At 49.6% G+C, this 18,722-nt stretch carries 19 protein-coding genes and 1 other annotated feature; of the genes, 18 read left to right on the top strand and 1 reads right to left on the bottom strand.

What is annotated here, in order from left to right:
• The first annotated feature begins 31 nt into the window (after positions 1 to 31).
• From AC50YG_RS10225 to AC50YG_RS10295, 15 genes are all read left to right on the top strand, one after another.
• Positions 32 to 781: a cell division protein FtsQ/DivIB gene (locus AC50YG_RS10225; RefSeq protein ID WP_494826611.1), complete on the top strand. Its 750-nt coding sequence runs from the start codon at positions 32 to 34 to the stop codon at positions 779 to 781.
• A 354-nt stretch (positions 782 to 1,135) separates the two neighbouring features.
• Positions 1,136 to 2,383, top strand: a complete 1,248-nt coding sequence (gene ftsA, locus AC50YG_RS10230; RefSeq protein ID WP_341282190.1) for a cell division protein FtsA — start codon at positions 1,136 to 1,138, stop codon at positions 2,381 to 2,383.
• Between the two features lie 16 nt (positions 2,384 to 2,399).
• On the top strand, positions 2,400 to 3,533 hold the full coding sequence (gene ftsZ, locus AC50YG_RS10235; protein ID WP_046230419.1) for a cell division protein FtsZ: 1,134 nt from the start codon (positions 2,400 to 2,402) through the stop codon (positions 3,531 to 3,533).
• Between the two features lie 347 nt (positions 3,534 to 3,880).
• Positions 3,881 to 4,885, top strand: coding sequence for a sigma-E processing peptidase SpoIIGA (gene spoIIGA, locus AC50YG_RS10240; RefSeq protein WP_473759677.1), 1,005 nt, complete (start codon positions 3,881 to 3,883; stop codon positions 4,883 to 4,885).
• A 5-nt stretch (positions 4,886 to 4,890) separates the two neighbouring features.
• Complete coding sequence (gene sigE, locus AC50YG_RS10245; protein WP_046230421.1) at positions 4,891 to 5,613, top strand: RNA polymerase sporulation sigma factor SigE; 723 nt, start codon at positions 4,891 to 4,893, stop codon at positions 5,611 to 5,613.
• A 102-nt stretch (positions 5,614 to 5,715) separates the two neighbouring features.
• Positions 5,716 to 6,498, top strand: a complete 783-nt coding sequence (gene sigG / locus AC50YG_RS10250; RefSeq protein ID WP_338555683.1) for an RNA polymerase sporulation sigma factor SigG — start codon at positions 5,716 to 5,718, stop codon at positions 6,496 to 6,498.
• Positions 6,499 to 6,805: 307 nt separating this feature from the next.
• The gene (locus tag AC50YG_RS10255; protein ID WP_046230423.1) at positions 6,806 to 7,084 is read left to right on the top strand and encodes a YlmC/YmxH family sporulation protein; all 279 of its coding nucleotides are present in this window, start codon (positions 6,806 to 6,808) and stop codon (positions 7,082 to 7,084) included.
• 33 nt (positions 7,085 to 7,117) lie between these two features.
• On the top strand, positions 7,118 to 7,972 hold the full coding sequence (gene pgeF / locus AC50YG_RS10260) for a peptidoglycan editing factor PgeF (protein ID WP_494826614.1): 855 nt from the start codon (positions 7,118 to 7,120) through the stop codon (positions 7,970 to 7,972).
• Positions 7,973 to 7,977: 5 nt separating this feature from the next.
• Positions 7,978 to 8,694 carry a YggS family pyridoxal phosphate-dependent enzyme gene (locus AC50YG_RS10265; protein WP_494826615.1) on the top strand — a complete coding sequence of 239 codons (717 nt, stop codon included), beginning with the start codon at positions 7,978 to 7,980 and terminating at the stop codon, positions 8,692 to 8,694.
• Between the two features lie 3 nt (positions 8,695 to 8,697).
• On the top strand, positions 8,698 to 9,153 hold the full coding sequence (locus AC50YG_RS10270) for a cell division protein SepF (protein ID WP_341282194.1): 456 nt from the start codon (positions 8,698 to 8,700) through the stop codon (positions 9,151 to 9,153).
• Between the two features lie 7 nt (positions 9,154 to 9,160).
• Positions 9,161 to 9,436 carry a YggT family protein gene (locus AC50YG_RS10275; RefSeq protein ID WP_488199545.1) on the top strand — a complete coding sequence of 92 codons (276 nt, stop codon included), beginning with the start codon at positions 9,161 to 9,163 and terminating at the stop codon, positions 9,434 to 9,436.
• Positions 9,437 to 9,463: 27 nt separating this feature from the next.
• The gene (locus tag AC50YG_RS10280) at positions 9,464 to 10,252 is read left to right on the top strand and encodes a YlmH family RNA-binding protein (RefSeq protein ID WP_494826616.1); all 789 of its coding nucleotides are present in this window, start codon (positions 9,464 to 9,466) and stop codon (positions 10,250 to 10,252) included.
• An 87-nt stretch (positions 10,253 to 10,339) separates the two neighbouring features.
• Entirely contained in the window at positions 10,340 to 10,837 is a 498-nt protein-coding gene (locus tag AC50YG_RS10285; protein WP_341282196.1) for a DivIVA domain-containing protein, read from the top strand.
• Positions 10,838 to 10,905: 68 nt separating this feature from the next.
• Positions 10,906 to 11,207 (top strand) — a binding site (T-box leader).
• Positions 11,208 to 11,249: 42 nt separating this feature from the next.
• Positions 11,250 to 14,339 carry an isoleucine--tRNA ligase gene (gene ileS / locus AC50YG_RS10290; RefSeq protein WP_494826618.1) on the top strand — a complete coding sequence of 1,030 codons (3,090 nt, stop codon included), beginning with the start codon at positions 11,250 to 11,252 and terminating at the stop codon, positions 14,337 to 14,339.
• 158 nt (positions 14,340 to 14,497) lie between these two features.
• Entirely contained in the window at positions 14,498 to 14,845 is a 348-nt protein-coding gene (locus AC50YG_RS10295) for a DUF5665 domain-containing protein (RefSeq protein WP_494826620.1), read from the top strand.
• Between the two features lie 117 nt (positions 14,846 to 14,962).
• Here the strand turns inward: AC50YG_RS10295 and AC50YG_RS10300 are convergent, their stop codons facing one another.
• Complete coding sequence (locus AC50YG_RS10300; protein ID WP_494826621.1) at positions 14,963 to 15,679, bottom strand: TraR/DksA C4-type zinc finger protein; 717 nt, start codon at positions 15,677 to 15,679, stop codon at positions 14,963 to 14,965.
• A 146-nt stretch (positions 15,680 to 15,825) separates the two neighbouring features.
• Here AC50YG_RS10300 and lspA point away from each other — a divergent pair, with 146 nt between their 5' ends.
• The 3 genes from lspA (at position 15,826) to AC50YG_RS10315 (ending at position 18,670) form a co-directional block, all read left to right on the top strand.
• Complete coding sequence (gene lspA, locus AC50YG_RS10305; RefSeq protein WP_341282200.1) at positions 15,826 to 16,350, top strand: signal peptidase II; 525 nt, start codon at positions 15,826 to 15,828, stop codon at positions 16,348 to 16,350.
• Between the two features lie 22 nt (positions 16,351 to 16,372).
• Positions 16,373 to 17,308, top strand: a complete 936-nt coding sequence (locus tag AC50YG_RS10310; RefSeq protein ID WP_473760234.1) for an RluA family pseudouridine synthase — start codon at positions 16,373 to 16,375, stop codon at positions 17,306 to 17,308.
• Positions 17,309 to 17,434: 126 nt separating this feature from the next.
• A complete protein-coding gene (locus AC50YG_RS10315) occupies positions 17,435 to 18,670 on the top strand; it encodes an LL-diaminopimelate aminotransferase (protein ID WP_473759667.1) in 1,236 nt (411 codons plus the stop codon).
• Positions 18,671 to 18,722: the final 52 nt, after the last annotated feature.

An 18,722-nucleotide genomic window follows, 5' to 3' on the forward strand; every position in this document is an offset into this window, starting at 1 on the left:
CGGATGTTTTTGGGGAAAGAAGGGACAAGTTATGAGCGCGCCGATGCCAGTGCTTAAAAAACCGGTTGGCAAACGAAAGGGCAATCGCAAGCTGCTTAGCGTGCTTGTGCTGCTTTTTATCATTTTGCTGTCTGTGCTGTTTTTTAATTCTTCTATTAGCAAAATTTCGGAAATTCATATTGAAGGCACTGCCTATACAACTACTGCAGAAATTGGACAGGCTGCCGCTATATCGGTGGGAGACGCTTTTTTTGGTACAACGTCGGCAACGATCGAGGAAGCGGTTAAAGCGATTCCGACCATTAATAATGTCACCGTGGACAAAGCTTTCCCTGGGAAGGTGACGATTACGGTAGAGGAATATCCGGTCGTTGCCTTTGAGCTGTTCAGTGATGGCAATTTGACAGCACTGCTGGCGAACGGGTCGGAGCTTCCTGCAGCCAATGAGGAGCTATTGGTCAATAAGCCTGTATTGTCTGGGTGGAAGCAGGGAGATGTTTACCGCGTGGAGCTTGCGGAGCAGCTTGGCAAAATTCCGGCGAAGCAGCTGTCTGATTTATCCGAAATTATGCCATATCCATCCAAGGCGTATCCTGACCGCATCAAAATTTATACGCGCACGAAATTTGAGGTAGTAACAGCCATTTCATTGCTGAGCGAGAAAATCGAAACGATGAATGCGGTCATTGAAACACAGGAGCCTGGAAAAATCACCCTGCTGCTAGCCGATACTTATGATTCTTTTATTAAGACAGATCCAGAAAATGAAGAGGGCAGTTGAAAAACAGACTACTCATTTTTAGAAAACAGTGATAAGATTTTATAGGTGGACTTTTTAAAAGAATGCAAAACGACGTGCTTGGCGCTTAAACACCATATGAGTATTCTTTTAAATATAGGAAAGGATCTGCTATTCCCATCCTTTCTCTATATTTCTATGCGAAACGGTAGCTTTGCTGCCAGAGGACGGCGACAGCCGTTTACGCTTGATGAAATTAAAATTCATATAGAGTTAGAAAAATAGTGCTCTTAAAAAGAGGGATACTATTAACTGCGTTGAATATGTAAAAAGGCGTTTTGTGATTAAACTGATACAAGCTGTATAATTTATAAGTTGAAACGGAGGTGCCGCGGGTTGAGCAGCAACGACATCATCGTCAGTTTAGACATCGGTACGTCCAAAGTTCGTGCTATTATTGGCGAAGTGAATAACGGAGCCATTAATATTATTGGAGTTGGATCTGCCGACTCAGAGGGTATTCGCAAAGGAGCTATTGTAGATATCGACCAGACCGTTCAGTCGATTCGCAATGCGATTGAGCATGCGGAACGAATGGTAGGTATTCAAATATCAGACGTCTATGTAGGTATTCAAGGCAATCATATTGCTTTGCAAACCAATCATGGCGTCGTTGCCGTATCCAATGAGGACCGTGAAATTGGCGAAGAAGATATTGAAAGAGTTGTGCAGGCTGCGAAAGTAGTAGCCTTGCCGCCTGAACGCGAGATTATTAATTTAGTGCCGAAGCAATATTTGGTAGACGGACTGGAGGGCATATCCGATCCTCGGGGGATGATCGGCGTGCGTCTGGAAGTGGAAGCCACCATTGTAACCGGTACTAAGACAGCGATACATAATTTGATGCGCTGTGTGGAGAAAGCAGGGCTCCGCATTTCTGGCGTCATATTGATGTCATTGGCATCCGGCGTCATATCGCTGACGAAAGACGAGAAAATGATGGGTACTGTACTTGCGGATATCGGAGCAGGCTCCTGTACGATTACGATTTTCGAGCAGGGCGGACTTGCAGCGACTGCTACGCTTCCTATCGGCGGAGAATACGTAACGAACGATATCGCTTACGGTTTGCGTACCCAAAGTGATCAAGCCGAGAAAATCAAGCTGAAATACGGCTGCTCCTACATTGGCGATGCTGCGGAAGATGTGAAGTTCAAAGTTCTCCGTATGGGAAGCAATGTAGAGAAGGAATTTTCTCAAGTCGATTTGGCGAGCATTATCGAGCCTCGGATGCAGGAGATTTTCAGCCTGATCAAGCAAGAGGTTCGTCGTCTTGGTTATCATGACAAGGTCAGCAGCTATGTGCTGACTGGAGGAGCAGTGACAATGCCGGGCACATTGGCGCTTGCTCAAGCGGAGCTTGAATCCACCGTACGCGTGGCACTTCCGGATTATATCGGCGTGCGCGATCCCGCTTACAGCAGCGGTGTAGGAATGATTCAATACGTATCGAAATATATGGGAGCGCGCGGAACGACCAGCACAGTGAAAAAAGCCGCAAGCAGCCGCAAAACGGGTTCCACCGCTTCATCCAAACCCGGTATGTTCGAACGGATAAAAAATATGTTTAATGAATTTATTTGATCGGGGGAAATTGATGATGTTGGAATTCGACATGGAATTGGAGCAGCTCGCTCAAATAAAAGTAATCGGCGTCGGCGGCGGCGGCAGCAATGCGGTTAACCGAATGATTGAAAATGGGGTAAAAGGTGTTGACTTTATTACCGTCAATACGGATGCTCAGGCGCTGCATTTGTCGAAATCCGAGCATAAGCTGCAAATCGGCGATAAGCTGACACGTGGACTTGGCGCGGGCGCTAACCCGGAAGTGGGTAAGAAGGCGGCTGAAGAATCTCGTGATCTCGCACTCAACCAGCTGAAGGGCTCGGACATGGTATTCGTTACCGCAGGTATGGGCGGCGGCACAGGAACAGGCGCTGCGCCTGTTATTGCCGAAATCGCAAGAGAATGCGGAGCGCTGACTGTAGGCGTAGTAACCCGTCCATTCACCTTCGAAGGCCGCAAGCGCGCCGCACAAGCGGAAATGGGCATAGAAGCGCTTAAAGAGAAAGTAGATACGCTGATCGTTATCCCAAATGACCGTCTTTTGGAAATTGTCGACAAGAAGACGCCTATGCTGGAAGCGTTCCGTGAAGCGGATAACGTGCTTCGTCAAGCGGTGCAAGGTATTTCCGATTTGATCCAAGTACCGGGTCTGATCAACCTTGACTTCGCCGACGTTAAGACGATTATGACAGAGCGCGGCTCTGCACTGATGGGAATCGGGGAAGCCAGCGGTGAGAACCGTGCAGCAGAAGCCGCGAAAAAAGCGATTATGAGCCCGCTGCTGGAAACGTCCATTGATGGCGCACGTGGCGTTATTATGAACATTACAGGCGGCAGCAACCTGAGCTTGTATGAAGTTAATGAAGCAGCAGAAATTGTTATTTCCGCTTCCGATCCGGAAGTGAATATGATTTTTGGTGCCATTATTGACGATAATTTGAAAGATGAAATCAAAGTTACCGTCATTGCGACTGGCTTTGAACATAAGGCTGCTCCGGCTGCTAGACGCTCGCCGCAGCAGCAAGGAGAATCAGAGACTCGCCAGCCGGCAAGTCCGACCTCCGCGCCTGCTTCGACATCGTCTGTCAAGCCTTTTGGTGCCAGCACTTCGAGCGATCAGCTTGAAATTCCAGCCTTTTTACGCAACCGTCCACGCAGCGATCGCTAGATGGCGGTTTATAGCTTGCAGCAAAGTCCGCTTTTCCCGTTATCCTTGGGGAGCGGGCTTTTTGCGTTCTCTAAAATATAGGAAAGGATAGGGTTTTCCTTCTTTCCTATATTTCTCGTACTGAAACACGCCGCGCCGCCAGAGGATGGCGACAGCCGTTTCACCTTGCTCCAAGCAGGAGCTAGTCAAAAACACTTTTGCTGCTGTCAAACGACCGCTTGTCCTGCCGTTTTTTATTCGCGCGCTCGACAAAAAAAGATGGCTCACCCCGTCATGATTAGACAGACTTTGAAATAGGATTTTAATATACTAGTCTCAATCGTTCTCACCGGCGCCATGCACCAAGCTTGGCGGACGGAATTCGCGGGAAGGTGACGATTGTGGCTGTATATGTCGATGTCATGTTTGTGCGGGAGCTGCTAGTGGACGGCGGGCTGCTGCTGACGACAGCATGGGCGAGGAACATTCGTGCCAAGCCATGGCGCGTGCTCGCCGCTGCAAGTGTTGGAGCCAGCTACGTCGTGCTCATGCTGTTTCCGATGCTGTCCGTCCTGTTTACCTTGGTTGTCAAGCTAGGCATCTCGATGCTGATGCTATGGATTGCCTTTGGTTATGGGTCGACTCAGCATTTTCTTCGCACGACGGCAGCCTTTTATGCCGTTAATTTTGTGGCGGCAGGAGCGATCATCGGCATTTATTATTTGCTGATGCAGGGCTCGGGAGAAGTATGGCGAACGATTGCCTTTGTCGATGGAAGCATGCATGTTGAGCTGAAAATGAGCCTTATTTATTTATTTGCAGCGTTTTGTATCGGGCTGTATATATACCGCACCGTGTTGACGCAGCGTCGTGAAAGGGAGTTGGTGCAAACTCATCTTGCCGATGTAAGTATTCATATTGAAAATCAGGAATTCCGCTGCATCGGATTGATTGATACGGGCAATCAGCTCTATGATCCGTTGTCACGAACTCCGGTAATGGTCGTTGAAGCCGCTCTTTGGCAAAATGAATTGCCACCTTCATGGCTGCAAAGCATTCGTGAGGCCGAGGTGGATCGTCTGGTAGCAGGCATGGGCGATGATATCTTTATTTGGCAGCATCGATTGCGTCTCATTCCTTACCGCGGCGTCAACCGCGGCTCGCAATTCATGCTGGCGCTAAAGCCGGATTTTGTCCGAATAGAGCGGGATGGCTGCATTTATGTGGCGAAAAAAGTGTTGATTGGGCTCGATGGCGGCAAGCTGACAGCAGACAGCTCGTATCAGGCGATTATTCATCCCGCTCTTGTGCAGACCCCGCAAGCGGATGTGAAACAGGAGACTGAAAAAACTACGATTATCGGGGAGGGATAGGCCGGATGCTCGTCAAGTGGAAATTGGTTCTGCAGTTATATTATTATCGGACTTTATTTTTATTCGGACTAAAAAGCGAAGAGATTTATTATATTGGTGGAAGCGAGGCGCTACCGCCTCCCTTGACTCGGGAAGAAGAGGAATATTTGCTGGGCAAGCTGCCTTCTGGGGATACGGCTATCCGGGCGATGCTCATTGAGCGCAACCTGAGGCTTGTCGTATACATTGCCCGCAAATTCGAAAATACAGGCATTCACATTGAGGATTTGGTGTCCATCGGCGCCATTGGTTTAATTAAAGCGGTCAACACCTTTGATCCTGAGAAAAAAATCAAGCTGGCCACCTATGCGTCGCGGTGTATCGAAAATGAAATTCTCATGTATTTGCGCCGCAATAATAAAACGCGTACCGAGGTCTCTTTTGACGAGCCGCTGAATATTGATTGGGATGGCAATGAGCTGCTGCTGTCGGATGTGCTCGGAACGGAAAATGATACGATTTACCGCAATATTGAGGAGCAGGTCGATCGCAAGCTGCTGCATAAGGCGCTCGACAAGCTGACGGAGCGTGAACGCATCATTATGGAGCTGCGCTTCGGGCTTGCGGATGGGGAAGAGAAGACACAGAAGGACGTTGCCGATCTGCTCGGTATCTCTCAATCTTATATTTCGCGTTTGGAAAAACGCATTATTAAGCGGCTGCGCAAGGAGTTCAACAAAATGGTATAAAAGGGCAATCCATAGAGTTGCAAAGCGGAGGTCAAAATAGGAATATTTCGGGCGTCCGAGGAGATAATGAACATTAATGTTTCTCCTTGGGAGGTAATCACGTTGGCACGAAATAAAGTCGAGATCTGTGGAGTGGATACCGCGAAACTGCCTGTCCTTACAAATGTTGAAATGCGGGAGCTGTTCACCGCTTTGCAAACCCGCAATGAGTGGGCAGCCAGAGAGAAATTGGTTAATGGCAACCTGAGGCTTGTGCTCAGTGTCATTCAACGGTTTAACAATAGGGGAGAGTTTGTAGACGACTTGTTCCAGGTCGGCTGCATTGGACTTATGAAGGCGATAGATAATTTTGATCTTGGCCAGAACGTCAAATTTTCCACCTATGCCGTCCCGATGATTATCGGGGAAATCCGCCGTTATTTGCGCGACAATAACCCGATTCGCGTATCGCGAAGCCTGCGGGATATCGCTTATAAAGCGCTGCAAGCCAGAGACAGCCTGACGAATCAAAATTCGCGCGAGCCGACGATTTTTGAAATTTCCGAAATGCTGAATGTTCCAAAGGAAGATGTCGTGTTCGCGCTTGATGCGATCCAGGACCCGGTATCGTTGTTTGAGCCGATTTACCATGACGGCGGCGATCCGATTTATGTGATGGATCAAATTAGTGACGACAAAAACAAAGACGTGTCATGGATCGAGGAAATCGCGCTCCGCGAAGCGATGCATAAGCTGAACAATCGGGAAAAAATGATTTTGTCGATGCGTTTTTTCGAAGGCAAGACGCAAATGGAGGTCGCCGATGAAATCGGCATCTCGCAGGCTCAGGTATCACGCCTAGAAAAGTCGGCAATCCAGCAAATGCAGAAGCATGTTAAGACGTAGATGCTCGTGAAAAAGATGCAGGGCTGCGTGAAGGCTTAATTTTCACGCAGCTCGCCTTTTGGGAAGCAGGCCGGACAATGATGTCCGGTCTTTTTAATTGCCTTTTAGTACCTTTTAAACGCTTTTTTCAAGGGAAGAGGCAGCTGATTATGCCTGCTGGCCGCTGCTAAAGGCGGTTATTTTGCGAAAGAGGACATTTTGGGCGCGTCTTACATATACTGATATAAGAGACAGCATAGCTAGGCTAGGCAGGGTGCCCGGTCATAAAAAAAGTTATTCATCCCGCTGGAAAAGTGGTGAGCAGAAGATGAAAATATCTGATTTTCAGACGAAGGATGTCATTAATATTGTGGACGGCAAGAAGCTTGGACATATTACCGATTTGGAGCTGGATTTGCGGCAGGGACGTATCGATTCGATTGTCATTCCGCAGTATAGCCGCTTTATGGGGCTGTTTGGCGGGCCTGGCGGCGAGGTCGTCATTCCTTGGCGCAACATTGTGAAAATCGGGGCAGATGTTGTGCTCGTTCGCATGGATGAAACGAAGCAGCGCCTGGAGGAAGAGGATTTGCACGCCAGAGGATAACAGGGTAAACTGCATAAAGAGGTGATGACCCGAATGGAAGCTTTTAAGTGGAATCATTCAGCGAAGAATCCTTCGCTTTTTTTGTTGTCTAATTGGATGGATGAAAATAAACAGCTGACAGCCGGTTTTACCGGCCGCGATGGCGGTGTAAGCGCCGCGCCTTGGGCGACGCTGAATATGGGGCTCCATGTCGGCGATGCCGACCCAGACGTCGTTCTTAACCGCCAGCGGGTTGCTGCTGCGGTCGGCTTTCCCTTCGAGGCGTGGACCTGCGCGGAGCAGGTGCATGGCGCTGATGTATATAAAGTAACCGAGCAGGACGCTGGGCGGGGCAGGGATTCCCGCAGCGATGCGATTGCGGATACCGATGCCCTGATGACGGATGTGCCGGGCATTTTGCTCGCCTCCTTTTATGCCGATTGCGTACCGCTTTATTTTTATGATCCGGAGCATCAGGCGGTAGCGCTTGCCCATGCAGGCTGGAAAGGAACCGTTGCGAACATTGCCGAAGTGACGCTCGAGGCGATGGCCGCGCAATATGGCACAAGAGCAGAGCATGTGCGCGCAGCCATCGGACCATCGATTGGCGGCTGCTGTTATGAGGTAGATCAAACGGTCACGAGCAAGGTGCAGCCTATGCTGGATACATTCGCTTTGCAGGGCGAAGAAGCGCGTAATAAGTTGATGAAGCTGCTGCCAAATGGCAAGGCGATGGTCGACTTGAAAGAAATTAACCGTCAGATTATGATAAAAGCAGGAATTATGCCGATCCATATCGAATTAACACTGTGGTGTACTGGCTGTCGTCAAGATCTGTTTTTCTCCCATCGGATGGAGGGCGGCAAAACAGGACGAATGGCCAGCTGGATAGGAATTGCAAAGAGGTGACGAAATTGGAGAGCTCATTAACAGAGCGAATAGCAGAAGTACAGCGCCGGATCGATGCAGCGTGCGAGAGAAGCGGTCGTAAGCCGGAGGATGTGAACGTTATTGCGGTGACTAAATATGTATCGCTCGCTACCGCTGTACAGGCGTTTGACGAGGGGCTTCGCCATTTAGGCGAAAACCGTTTTCAGGACGCGCTGCCCAAGTGGGAAGCGATTAGCGGCGAGACAGCCGAAGGAGGCGATGGACAAGCCATCTGGCATTTCATCGGTTCGCTGCAGACGAATAAGGTTAAAGATGTCATAGGGAAGTTTACATACATTCACTCACTGGATCGTTTGTCGCTTGCACAGGCGATTGAGAAGCGAGCAGCGCAGCTTGGCGTGCAGGTGCCCTGTATGATTCAGGTTAATGTATCGGGCGAAGACTCCAAGCATGGCCTTGAACCGGAGCAGCTGCCGGAGCTTTTGGAAGCGATTAAAGGCTTTCAGTATGTACAGCCCGTTGGCTTAATGACGATGGCGCCTTATGAGGCTGAAGCTGAGCACACCCGGCCTGTATTCCGCGCCTTGCGGGAGCTGAGGGATAAGATGAATAGGGCAGTGGTTTTGAACGCTCCGCTGACGGAACTTTCCATGGGTATGTCAAGCGACTTTGAGGTCGCGATTGAAGAAGGCGCAACGTGGATTAGATTAGGAACGATACTTGTGGGAAAAGAGGGATGACGAATGGGCGTTATGAATAAGTTTATGAATTTTCTTGGTTTGCAGGAGGAAGAAGAGATCATTGAACGGGAAAGAAGCGCGCAGCCGGAGGAGCCAGACCATGAAATTGAAACCTCTCCGTTCGAAGCACGTAAAAATACAAAGGGCAACAACATTGTAAGCATACATTCGCAGAAAAATGTACGAGTCATCTTGAGCGAGCCGCGCTCCTACGATGAGGCGCAGGATATTGCCGATCATCTGCGTTCGCGACGTGCCGTCATTGTGAACCTGCAGCGTGTGCGTACAGACTTGGCGCTTCGCATTGTTGATTTCCTCAGCGGTACAGTGTACGCTTTGGGTGGCAATATTTCGAAGCTTGGCCCGAACATTTTCCTATGTACGCCGGATTCGGTTGAAATTCAAGGGTCGATTACGGAAATGATGGCAGAGGACAATGAATACTCCCAAATGAGGTGACCACCGATTGTTTAGTAGTGTATCAGGGTTCATTATGAACCTTCAAAGTATTTACAGCTTTATGATAATTGGTTATGTTTTAATGTCGTGGTTGCCGAATGCGCGCGAAAGCTTTATAGGCGTATTTTTAGGCAAGCTGGTTGAGCCTTACTTAGGCATTTTCCGCCGTTTCATTCCATCGATTGGTGGCATGATCGATATTTCCCCAATCGTAGCGATTTTTGCGCTTCGTTTTGTGGCAATGGGGCTCATTGCGGTAGTAGGCTTTATACTGCCGGGCTAGACTTCAAAAGTTAGGAAGGGAATTTCAATGAAATTACCTATATATGACCATTTCCACCCGGACGAGAAGCCATTCGTTGACCGGGCATGGGAATGGGTGGAACGGTCCGCACAGCAGCATGAGCTGAAGCGGACCGATTTTTTGGACCCGAGACAGGCGCAAATCGTGCAAAGCCTCGTCAATCGTCATCCGGATGTGGAGCTGAGGCTTGATGGCGGTTATCCTGAGGCCGAGCGCCGCCGGGCGATTATTGGGCCAGATTATCGGGATCTGGATCAGGAGCTTGCCGCTATCGCTGTGCTGGAGGTTCAGGTCAGCGGCCCTGGCGGGACAAGCCAGCAGCTCGATCATGGCGACTATCTTGGCGCCTTGCTGGGCCTTGGCATAAAGCGTGACCGGGTAGGGGACATTCATGTCCATGAAACCTTCACTCACATTATGATGACGGAAGACATTGCGGATTATTTGAACGTTCATTTGAGGCAGGTGCACCGGGCGAGCGTATTGACTGAAATAATTCCATTGTCCTCTTTATCGCCAGTGGTGCCGGAGCTGCAGGAAATGAGCTTTACAGTAGCTTCAATGCGGGTGGATGGTATTGCGAGCGATGTGCATCGAATCAGCCGTACAAAGATCGTAGATCCTATCCGCGCCGGCAGATGCCGGGTGAACTGGAAAACGGTGGAGGACCCGTCCGAGCAATTGCGTGAAGGCGATGTCGTATCAATCAAAGGGCTGGGCCGATTTAAAGTTTTGGAGGCGGATGGCGTGACGAAGAAAGGCAGAATTCGGCTGAAGGTAGGCAAATTTATTTAGCCCTATTGCAGGATTTTGCTGGCGGTTGTCGAATCCTTTCCACAGCAAATGTTTTCCGGTATGGAAATAAGTCGAGGAGGTGCGCCGATGCCGTTAACGCCATTGGACATACATAATAAGGAATTTGGTCGCCGGTTGCGCGGCTATGACGAGGATGAGGTCAATGAATTTCTTGACCAGGTCATTAAAGATTATGAAACGATTATCCGCGAAAATAAGGAGCTGCAAAACCAGATCCTTAATATGCAGGAGAAGCTGAACCATTTCTCAAACATCGAAGAGACGCTGAGCAAGACGATTATCGTCGCACAAGAGGCGGCTGACGAGGTTCGAAGCAATGCGAAGAAGGAAGCGCAGCTAATCATCAAGGAAGCGGAGAAAAATGCGGATCGCATTATTAATGACTCGCTGAGCAAGTCGCGCAAAGTATCGGTTGAGGTTGAAGAGCTGAAGAAGCAGGCGTCGATCTTCCGTGCACGGTTCCGTACGCTTGTAGAAGCGCAGCTGGAGCTGCTCAGCCAGGACGATTGGAGAACGCTTGATCCAGGCCAGCATCCGGAGCTGGAACAGCTTTCCCGCGGTTAATCCGCACAAGGCTGATTGACAACAGGTCAGCGATACGCTATAAATAGGATTAATGATTGTTCAGATGTAAAACTTCGTTGACGAGAACGAGTATGTATCGTTGCTTGATCCCCAGAGAGTCGTTGCTTTGCTGCAAGACGACGTTCAAGCGGTTACAGAATATCCTCTCCGAGAAGCGGCGCCGAAACTTTGCCAGACCAGCTGCGTTTTTTTGGCTGTAAGGTACGAGGAGTAAGGGCTGACGGTCTGTCCTCCGTTACAAGGACCGTGGATGCTAAGGCATTCACGCCAAAGGTGCCGTCTTTTAGGCTGCTTATGCAGTGTAGCTGACGGAACAAGGGTGGTAACGCGAGCAAGCCTCGTCCCTTCTACAGGGGCGGGGCTTTATTTTTTTTTCGGGAGGAAATTGAAGATGCAACGTGTAGATGTGAAGGAAAAAGCAAGAACGCGCGAGCTTCGCGTATTGAAGCAGTGGGCGGATAACGATACGTTCAAAAAATCGATTGAAAACCGCGAGGGCAAGCCGAATTTCGTATTTTATGAAGGTCCTCCGACCGCTAACGGCGCGCCGCATATCGGCCACGTGCTGGGCCGTGTCATTAAAGACTTTATTTGCCGCTACAAAACGATGTCCGGCTACCGCGTTGTTCGCAAAGCGGGCTGGGATACGCATGGCTTGCCTGTTGAGCTTGGCGTTGAGAAGCAGCTCGGCATTTCTGGCAAGCAGGAGATCGAGAATTACGGCGTAGAAGCTTTTATCAAAAAATGCAAGGACAGCGTCTTTGAATATGAGAAGCAGTGGCGTGAGCTGACCGAGGGCATCGCTTATTGGACAGATTTGGATAACCCGTACATTACGCTTAAAAACGAATATATCGAAAGTGTGTGGCATATTCTTTCGACGATTCATAACAAGGGCTTGCTGTATCGCGGCCACCGCGTCAGCCCGTATTGTCCTTGCTGCCAAACGACGCTAAGCTCCCACGAGGTTGCGCAGGGCTATGAGGATGTTAAAGATTTGAGTGCGACCGTCAAGTTTAAGCTTGTCGGCAGCGGCGAATCTGTATTGGCATGGACGACTACACCTTGGACCTTGCCAGCAAACGTAGCATTAGCTGTCAATCCTGAGCTTGAATACGACCGTGTAGCAAGTGGCGGCGAAGTATTTATCGTTGCTCAAAACCTGGTGGAGAGCGTATTTAAGGAGGAGCACGAAGTGCTGTCCTCGCTTAAGGGCTTCGAGCTGGTAGGCCAAAGCTACGAGCCGCCTTTCAGCTACGTTGCCGTAGAAAATGCACATAAAGTCATCGCTGGCGATTTTGTAAGCGATACGAGTGGTACAGGTATCGTACACATTGCGCCGGCTCACGGTGAGGATGACTATAGAGTGGCACGCCAGAACGGCATCAGCATGCTGAACGTCGTGAACAATGCCGGCCGTTATGTCGATGAAGTGACGGACCTTGCTGGACGCTTCGTCAAGGATTGCGATGTCGACATTGTGAAAATGCTCAGCGAGCGAGGCCTGCTGTTCTCGAAGGAGCGTTACGAGCATAGCTATCCGTTCTGCTGGCGTTGTAAATCGCCGCTCTTGTATTACGCGACAGAAAGCTGGTTCATTGAGACGACTGCAGTTAAAGATCAGCTGATCGCTAACAACAATGGGGTAGACTGGTACCCAGGCCACATCCGCGATGGACGCTTCGGCAAATTCCTTGAGGATCTAGTGGACTGGAACATCAGCCGAAACCGTTATTGGGGAACGCCGCTGAACGTATGGATTTGCGAAGCGACAGGCAAGCAATATTCGCCTGGCAGCATTGCCGATCTGCGCGAGCGTGCAGTTGGCGACGTGCCGGAGGACATTGAACTGCATAAGCCTTACGTCGATGAAATCAAGCTGAAATCGCCGTTTGCCGAAGGCGCAGTCATGACGCGTACGCCGGAAGTGATTGATGTATGGTTCGACAGCGGCTCGATGCCGTTTGCTCAGCATCATGTACCTTTTGAAAATGCCGAGCGTTTCGCCGAGCAGTATCCGGCTGATATTATTTGCGAAGGCATCGATCAGACGCGCGGCTGGTTCTACAGCCTGCTTGCGGTATCGACGCTCTACAACGGCAAAGCGCCGTATAAAGCGGTTATTTCGACCGGACATATTTTGGATGAAAATGGTCAGAAAATGTCCAAATCCAAAGGCAATGTTATTGATCCTTGGGAAATTATCAACGAGTACGGCACGGATGCTTTCCGTTGGGCCTTGCTTGCGGATAGCGCACCGTGGAACAGCAAACGCTTCTCTCGTTCGATCGTTGGCGAAGCAAAATCCAAAGTCATTGACACCATTGTCAACACGCATGCTTTCTATGCGCTGTATGCAACCATCGATGGCTTCGAGCACCAAAAGCATGAAGAGCGTCATTCGGCGAATAAGCTGGATCGCTGGATCGTCTCGCGTCTGAACAGCCTGATTAAGACGACTGTGAAGGGCCTTGACGGAAATGACTTCCTGAATCCGGCGAAGGCGATTGAAATTTTCGTTGACGAGCTGAGCAACTGGTATATCCGTCGTTCGCGTGACCGTTTCTGGGGCAGCGGCCTGACCGAGGATAAGATCAATGCCTATCAAACGCTGCGTCATGTGCTCCTGACACTGGCACGCGTCATTGCACCATATGCGCCGCTGCTGGCGGAAGACCTCTATGGCAACCTTGGGGGCGGAGAAAGCGTCCATCTCGCAAACTATCCTACAGCAGACGAGTCCGCTATTGACCTAACGCTAGAGCAGGATATGGAGAGCGCGAAGCAAATCGTCGAGCTTGCCCGCAACGTCCGCAACGAAACGGGCATCAAGACGCGTCAGCCGCTGTCTGAGCTGATCGTGTCCCTTGACCGTGAGTTTGATGTAGCAGGCTATGAGGACATTGTGAAGGATGAAATCAATGTCAAATCGATCGTTGTGCAAAACAGCGACAGCGGATTTGTTGATTTTACATTCAAGCTGAACCTCAAAGTCGCTGGTAAAAAATACGGCAAAAACGTTGGTCCGATTCAGGCGCATCTGAAATCGCTGACGGCAGACGAGACGCGCGCCATTATAGCGCATGGCTCGCTCGCTATGGCGGTGGATGCGGAGGAGCTGTTCATTCCTGTCGAGGAGCTTCTCGTTGAAAAGCAAGCGAAATCCGGCTTTGCGTCCGCCTCGGGCAGCGGCATTACCGTAGCCTTGAACACGGACATTACGCCAGAGCTGGAGCAAGAGGGCTGGGTGCGTGAAGTGATCCGTGCGGTTCAAGATACGCGCAAAAAGCTGGATCTGCCAATCGAGAAGCGCATTGACCTGGTGCTTAGCGTCGATGAAGGTCTGCGCGCAGCGCTTGAAGCTTTCAGCCATGTGCTGGAGGAAAATGTACTGCTGAGCAGCGTTTCCTATGAAGAGCTGGAAGGCAGCGAGCGGATCCAATTGGGCGAGAAGGAAATTGGTATTTTGATCAAGGGTTAAAACGAAGGCGAAGGTGTAGGCGCGAACAATTTTGTGCCGGGCTTCTTTTAATCAGCATAAGAAAAAGGCGTTTAAGGATATAGTATAAGGAGCTAATAAAAAACGAGCATAGCCTATGCTCGTTTTTTCCTTATTTTATGCCTAGGAGGGATGCCGAGATGAAAGAGCAGGAGCGCAAGCCGATTCGTTCAGTGAAGGAAGAGCAGTCGCTTGAACATACGCTGAGCAAGCTGGATAGCAGGCTTAGCAAAATAGCGGCAGAAATGGAGCGTACGCAAATCGCAGAATATGTAGATTTGCTCAATCGGCCGATTAGCCTCATATGGCGCAATGTGCTTGCCGGATTGGCCAGAGGCGTCGGTATCGCGATTGGCTTTACCTTTTTTGCAGCGACGATTCTGTATGTATTGCAAATATTAGGGGCGCTCAATTTGCCAATTATCGGCGACTATATCGCGGATATCGTTCGCATCGTGCAGATTCAGCTGGAAGGGAAAAACTACTAAGCAGCTGTTCACATACACGGACCAACGCTCCGCTATTTATTCATAACGCCAGTAGGGCAAGAGCAGGGGCATTTTATGAACAAATAACGGAGGCTGCCGTCCGTTAGCGAAATGGCTTTAACTGTCCTGCTCCAAATGATGGTCGCCTTCGCTGCTTTCCATATAACGCTTATATTGTGAATTATGAATAATGGACACATGGCGTCCGGTTATATCGGTGGCGACGAAGCTTTCAAGCTGCTCCACAAAACCTTCATTTTCCTCTGAAGCAGAGCCAATATGCTCATAATCGGTGGCCTCGCGGTTAGCAGACATGGCCGGGGAGTCCGAGTTGCCCCATTGCTCGACAATCTGCCATGCATCCTCACCGTCGAAGCCGGCCCAGCCCGTATATGCTTTTTCACTGGAATAGCCGTAAGGCAGTTGGATCGTTTCTTCCTCCACAGGACGATGATAAGTTAGATCCTGACGCGGGGCATGGTCTAGACAATATAAGCAATCGGGGATCGCCTCCAGCCGCTCATAAGGAATCGGCTCCTTGCAAACGATGCAGGAACCATAGGTCCCGTTTTGAAAAGCTTCCAGCGCCGCATCGATTCTGTTCAAATGCAGCTCCTCTTGCTCCAGCAGGGCAATATCCTTGCTGCGCTCGAATAAATCGGTTCCAGCATCTGCTGGATGATTGTCCACCGCTGACAGCTCGCTGTTGCTTGCTTTCCACTCGGAATCAAGGCCATAATGCCCGTTATGCTCAAGTCGTTGTTCAATGTCTTGCTTGTCCGATATTAATCGAGCGTGAAGCTCGCTAAGCTGTTCCATCGTAGGCAGCCGCATGGCAGGCACCGTCCTTTGTTCATTTAGTCCTCTGCGCCGCAGAGGCTGGCTCATTCCATATTGACTATGCTACAATAGCTTGGGACATATGACGGAATGTTATGCAGACGGATAGGCCTTGCATGCACAACGAAAGGAGAAAGTAGATGCGTTATTACTACTACTGGATCGCTTTATTCGTATTTGTTGTAGATTTTATAACGAAGAAAATAATTGCGACAAAGATGAACCTGGGTGATTTGATTAGTGTAATTGGCAATTTCTTTTACATTACTTCGCATCGCAACAGGGGAGCTGCCTTTGGTATCTTGCAGGAGCAGCGTTTATTTTTTATCGTCATTACAATTGTTATTTTAGCCGCGATTATCTGGTACATACAAACGACTCGGAAACTCGGCAAAGTATGGTTGTTAACAGGTCTTGGACTTGTGCTTGGCGGAGCGTTCGGCAATTTTCTTGACCGGGCGATGTACGGCGAAGTTGTCGATTTCCTGTTGTTTAATTTCGGCAGCTATTCATTCCCGATTTTTAATGTCGCTGATTCGGCGATTTGTGTAGGTGTCGTGCTGATATTGATTGATGCCTTGCTGACCTCGAAACAAGAGAAGCAGGATCAAATGAGAAGTGAAGAGGATAAGGAGTCTAACCCGAATGAGCAGCAAACCGTTTGATGGACAAGAGGTAGAGCAAGAGATGGATCAGGAAGAACAGGAACAAGTGGGGTTTGTCATTGACGAGGATCAAGCTGGCGAACGTCTGGATAAAGTCGTAACCGAAGCGATGGATGATCCGGCAATATCGCGTACGCAAGTACAGGAATGGCTTAAGGCTGAGGCGGTTACGGTGAACGGACAAATAGGCAAAAGAAATTATAAAGTTGCTGCCGGCGATGTTATCGTCGTTACGATTCCAGAACTGGAAGAGGCGGTCATCGATCCTGAAAATATTCCGCTTGATATCGTCTATGAGGATAGCGACGTTATCGTCATTAATAAGCCGCGTGGATTAGTCGTTCACCCTGCGCCGGGTCATTCATCCGGTACCGTTGTCAACGCGCTCATGTATCATTGCAAAGACTTGTCGGGCATTAACGGTGTACTGCGTCCCGGCATCGTCCACCGCATTGACAAGGACACTTCAGGACTGCTGATGATTGCGAAAAATGATTTGGCTCACGCTTCGCTCGCTGCGCAGCTGAAGGACCACACCATTACGCGCAAATATATCGGTTTGGTGCATGGCAATTTGCCGCATGACCATGGCACGATAGATGCGCCGATCGGCAGAGATACGAATGATCGTAAAATGTTCACGGTCACGGAGCGCAACAGCAAGCATTCGGTCACGCATTTCATGGTTATCGAGCGTATTGGGGAAGACTATTCGCTAGTGGAGCTTCAGCTGGAAACAGGGCGCACGCATCAAATCCGCGTGCATCTAAAATATATCGGCTATCCGCTGGCAGGCGATCCGATGTATGGACGCAATAAAACGGTCGCGCTCAAGGGGCAAGCCTTGCATGCAGCCGTGCTTGGCTTTAAGCATCCGCGCACAGGCGAGCTCATGCATTTCGAAGCGCCGATTCCTGGCGATATGAACCATGTATTGAACGTGCTTCGCGGTCGTTAAATCGAAGACAGGCTAGCAGGTGTGCAGCTTTGCAGTAGCGCAAAAATACAAACTTTTGGGCAAATCCTTTATTAAGTCTCAGGGAAAAGTAAGCTATTCTAGTAGTTAAAGGATTGGTGATAAATAATGACGAACATTAATCATAATTACCAGGAGCTGCAAGGCAGCTATTTATTCTCTGAAATTGCGAAACGCCGTACACAGTTTATTAAAGAAAATCCAAATGCTGAAATTATCAGCTTAGGGATTGGCGACGTTACGCGGGGTTTGCCGGAAGCGGTTGTTAAAGCGATGCATGAAGCAGTGGACGAGCTGGCTGTTCCCGGTTCATTCCGCGGCTATGGCCCGGAGCAAGGGTATGATTTCTTGATTAATGCAGTTATTGAGAATGATTACAAGGCACGCGGGGTCGATATTCAAACGAACGAAGTTTTTTTGAGCGATGGCTCGAAATGCGACGTTGGCAACATTCAGGAGATTTTTAGCCAAAACAGCATCGTCGCTGTTCAAGATCCGGTTTATCCGGTTTATGTGGACACGAATGTGATGGCTGGACGCTCCGGCAAATACAATACCGATTCGAAGCGTTATGAAAATATCGTTTACCTGGAATGCACGGCGGAAAACAACTTCACGCCAAGCCTGCCAGACCGCAAGGTGGATCTGATTTACCTTTGTTACCCAAACAACCCGACGGGCATGACGCTTTCCCGCGAGGAATTGCAAAAATGGGTTGATTATGCGAAAAGCAACAACTGCATCATTCTTTACGATTCAGCTTATGAAGCCTTCATCCAAGAATCGGATGTGCCGCATAGCATTTATGAAATCGAAGGCGCGAAGGAAGTCGCCATCGAATTCCGCAGCTTCTCCAAAACTGCAGGCTTCACAGGCGTTCGTTGTGCTTACACCGTCGTTCCTCGCGAGCTGAAAGGCTTCGATGACAACGGCAAGGAAGTATTGATTAATGATCTGTGGAACCGTCGTCACACAACGAAGTTCAACGGTGTGTCTTACGTTACTCAGCGCGGTGCAGCAGCGATCTACTCGCCAGAAGGCAAAGAGCAGATTAAAGCGCTGGTTGACTACTACATGACGAATGCGAAAATTATTCGCGACGGTCTTGCTTCGCTCGGCCTTGAAGTATTTGGCGGCGTAAATGCGCCTTACATTTGGCTCAAAACGCCACACGGCCTTGATTCATGGGCATTTTTCGACAAGCTGCTCTCGGAAGCGAACATCGTGGGTACGCCAGGCGTCGGCTTTGGACAAAGCGGCCAAGGCTACTTCCGCCTGACTGCCTTCGGCAGCCGCGAGAACACGGAAAAAGCGGTTGAGCGTATTCGCAAAATGTCGCTGTAAGCCAAGCGGCTTGCATAAGATATGCGTTAAAAAAAAGCTTCGCAACCTCAGG

It is taken from the genome of Paenibacillus sp. J31R34 (genome assembly GCF_059383715.1).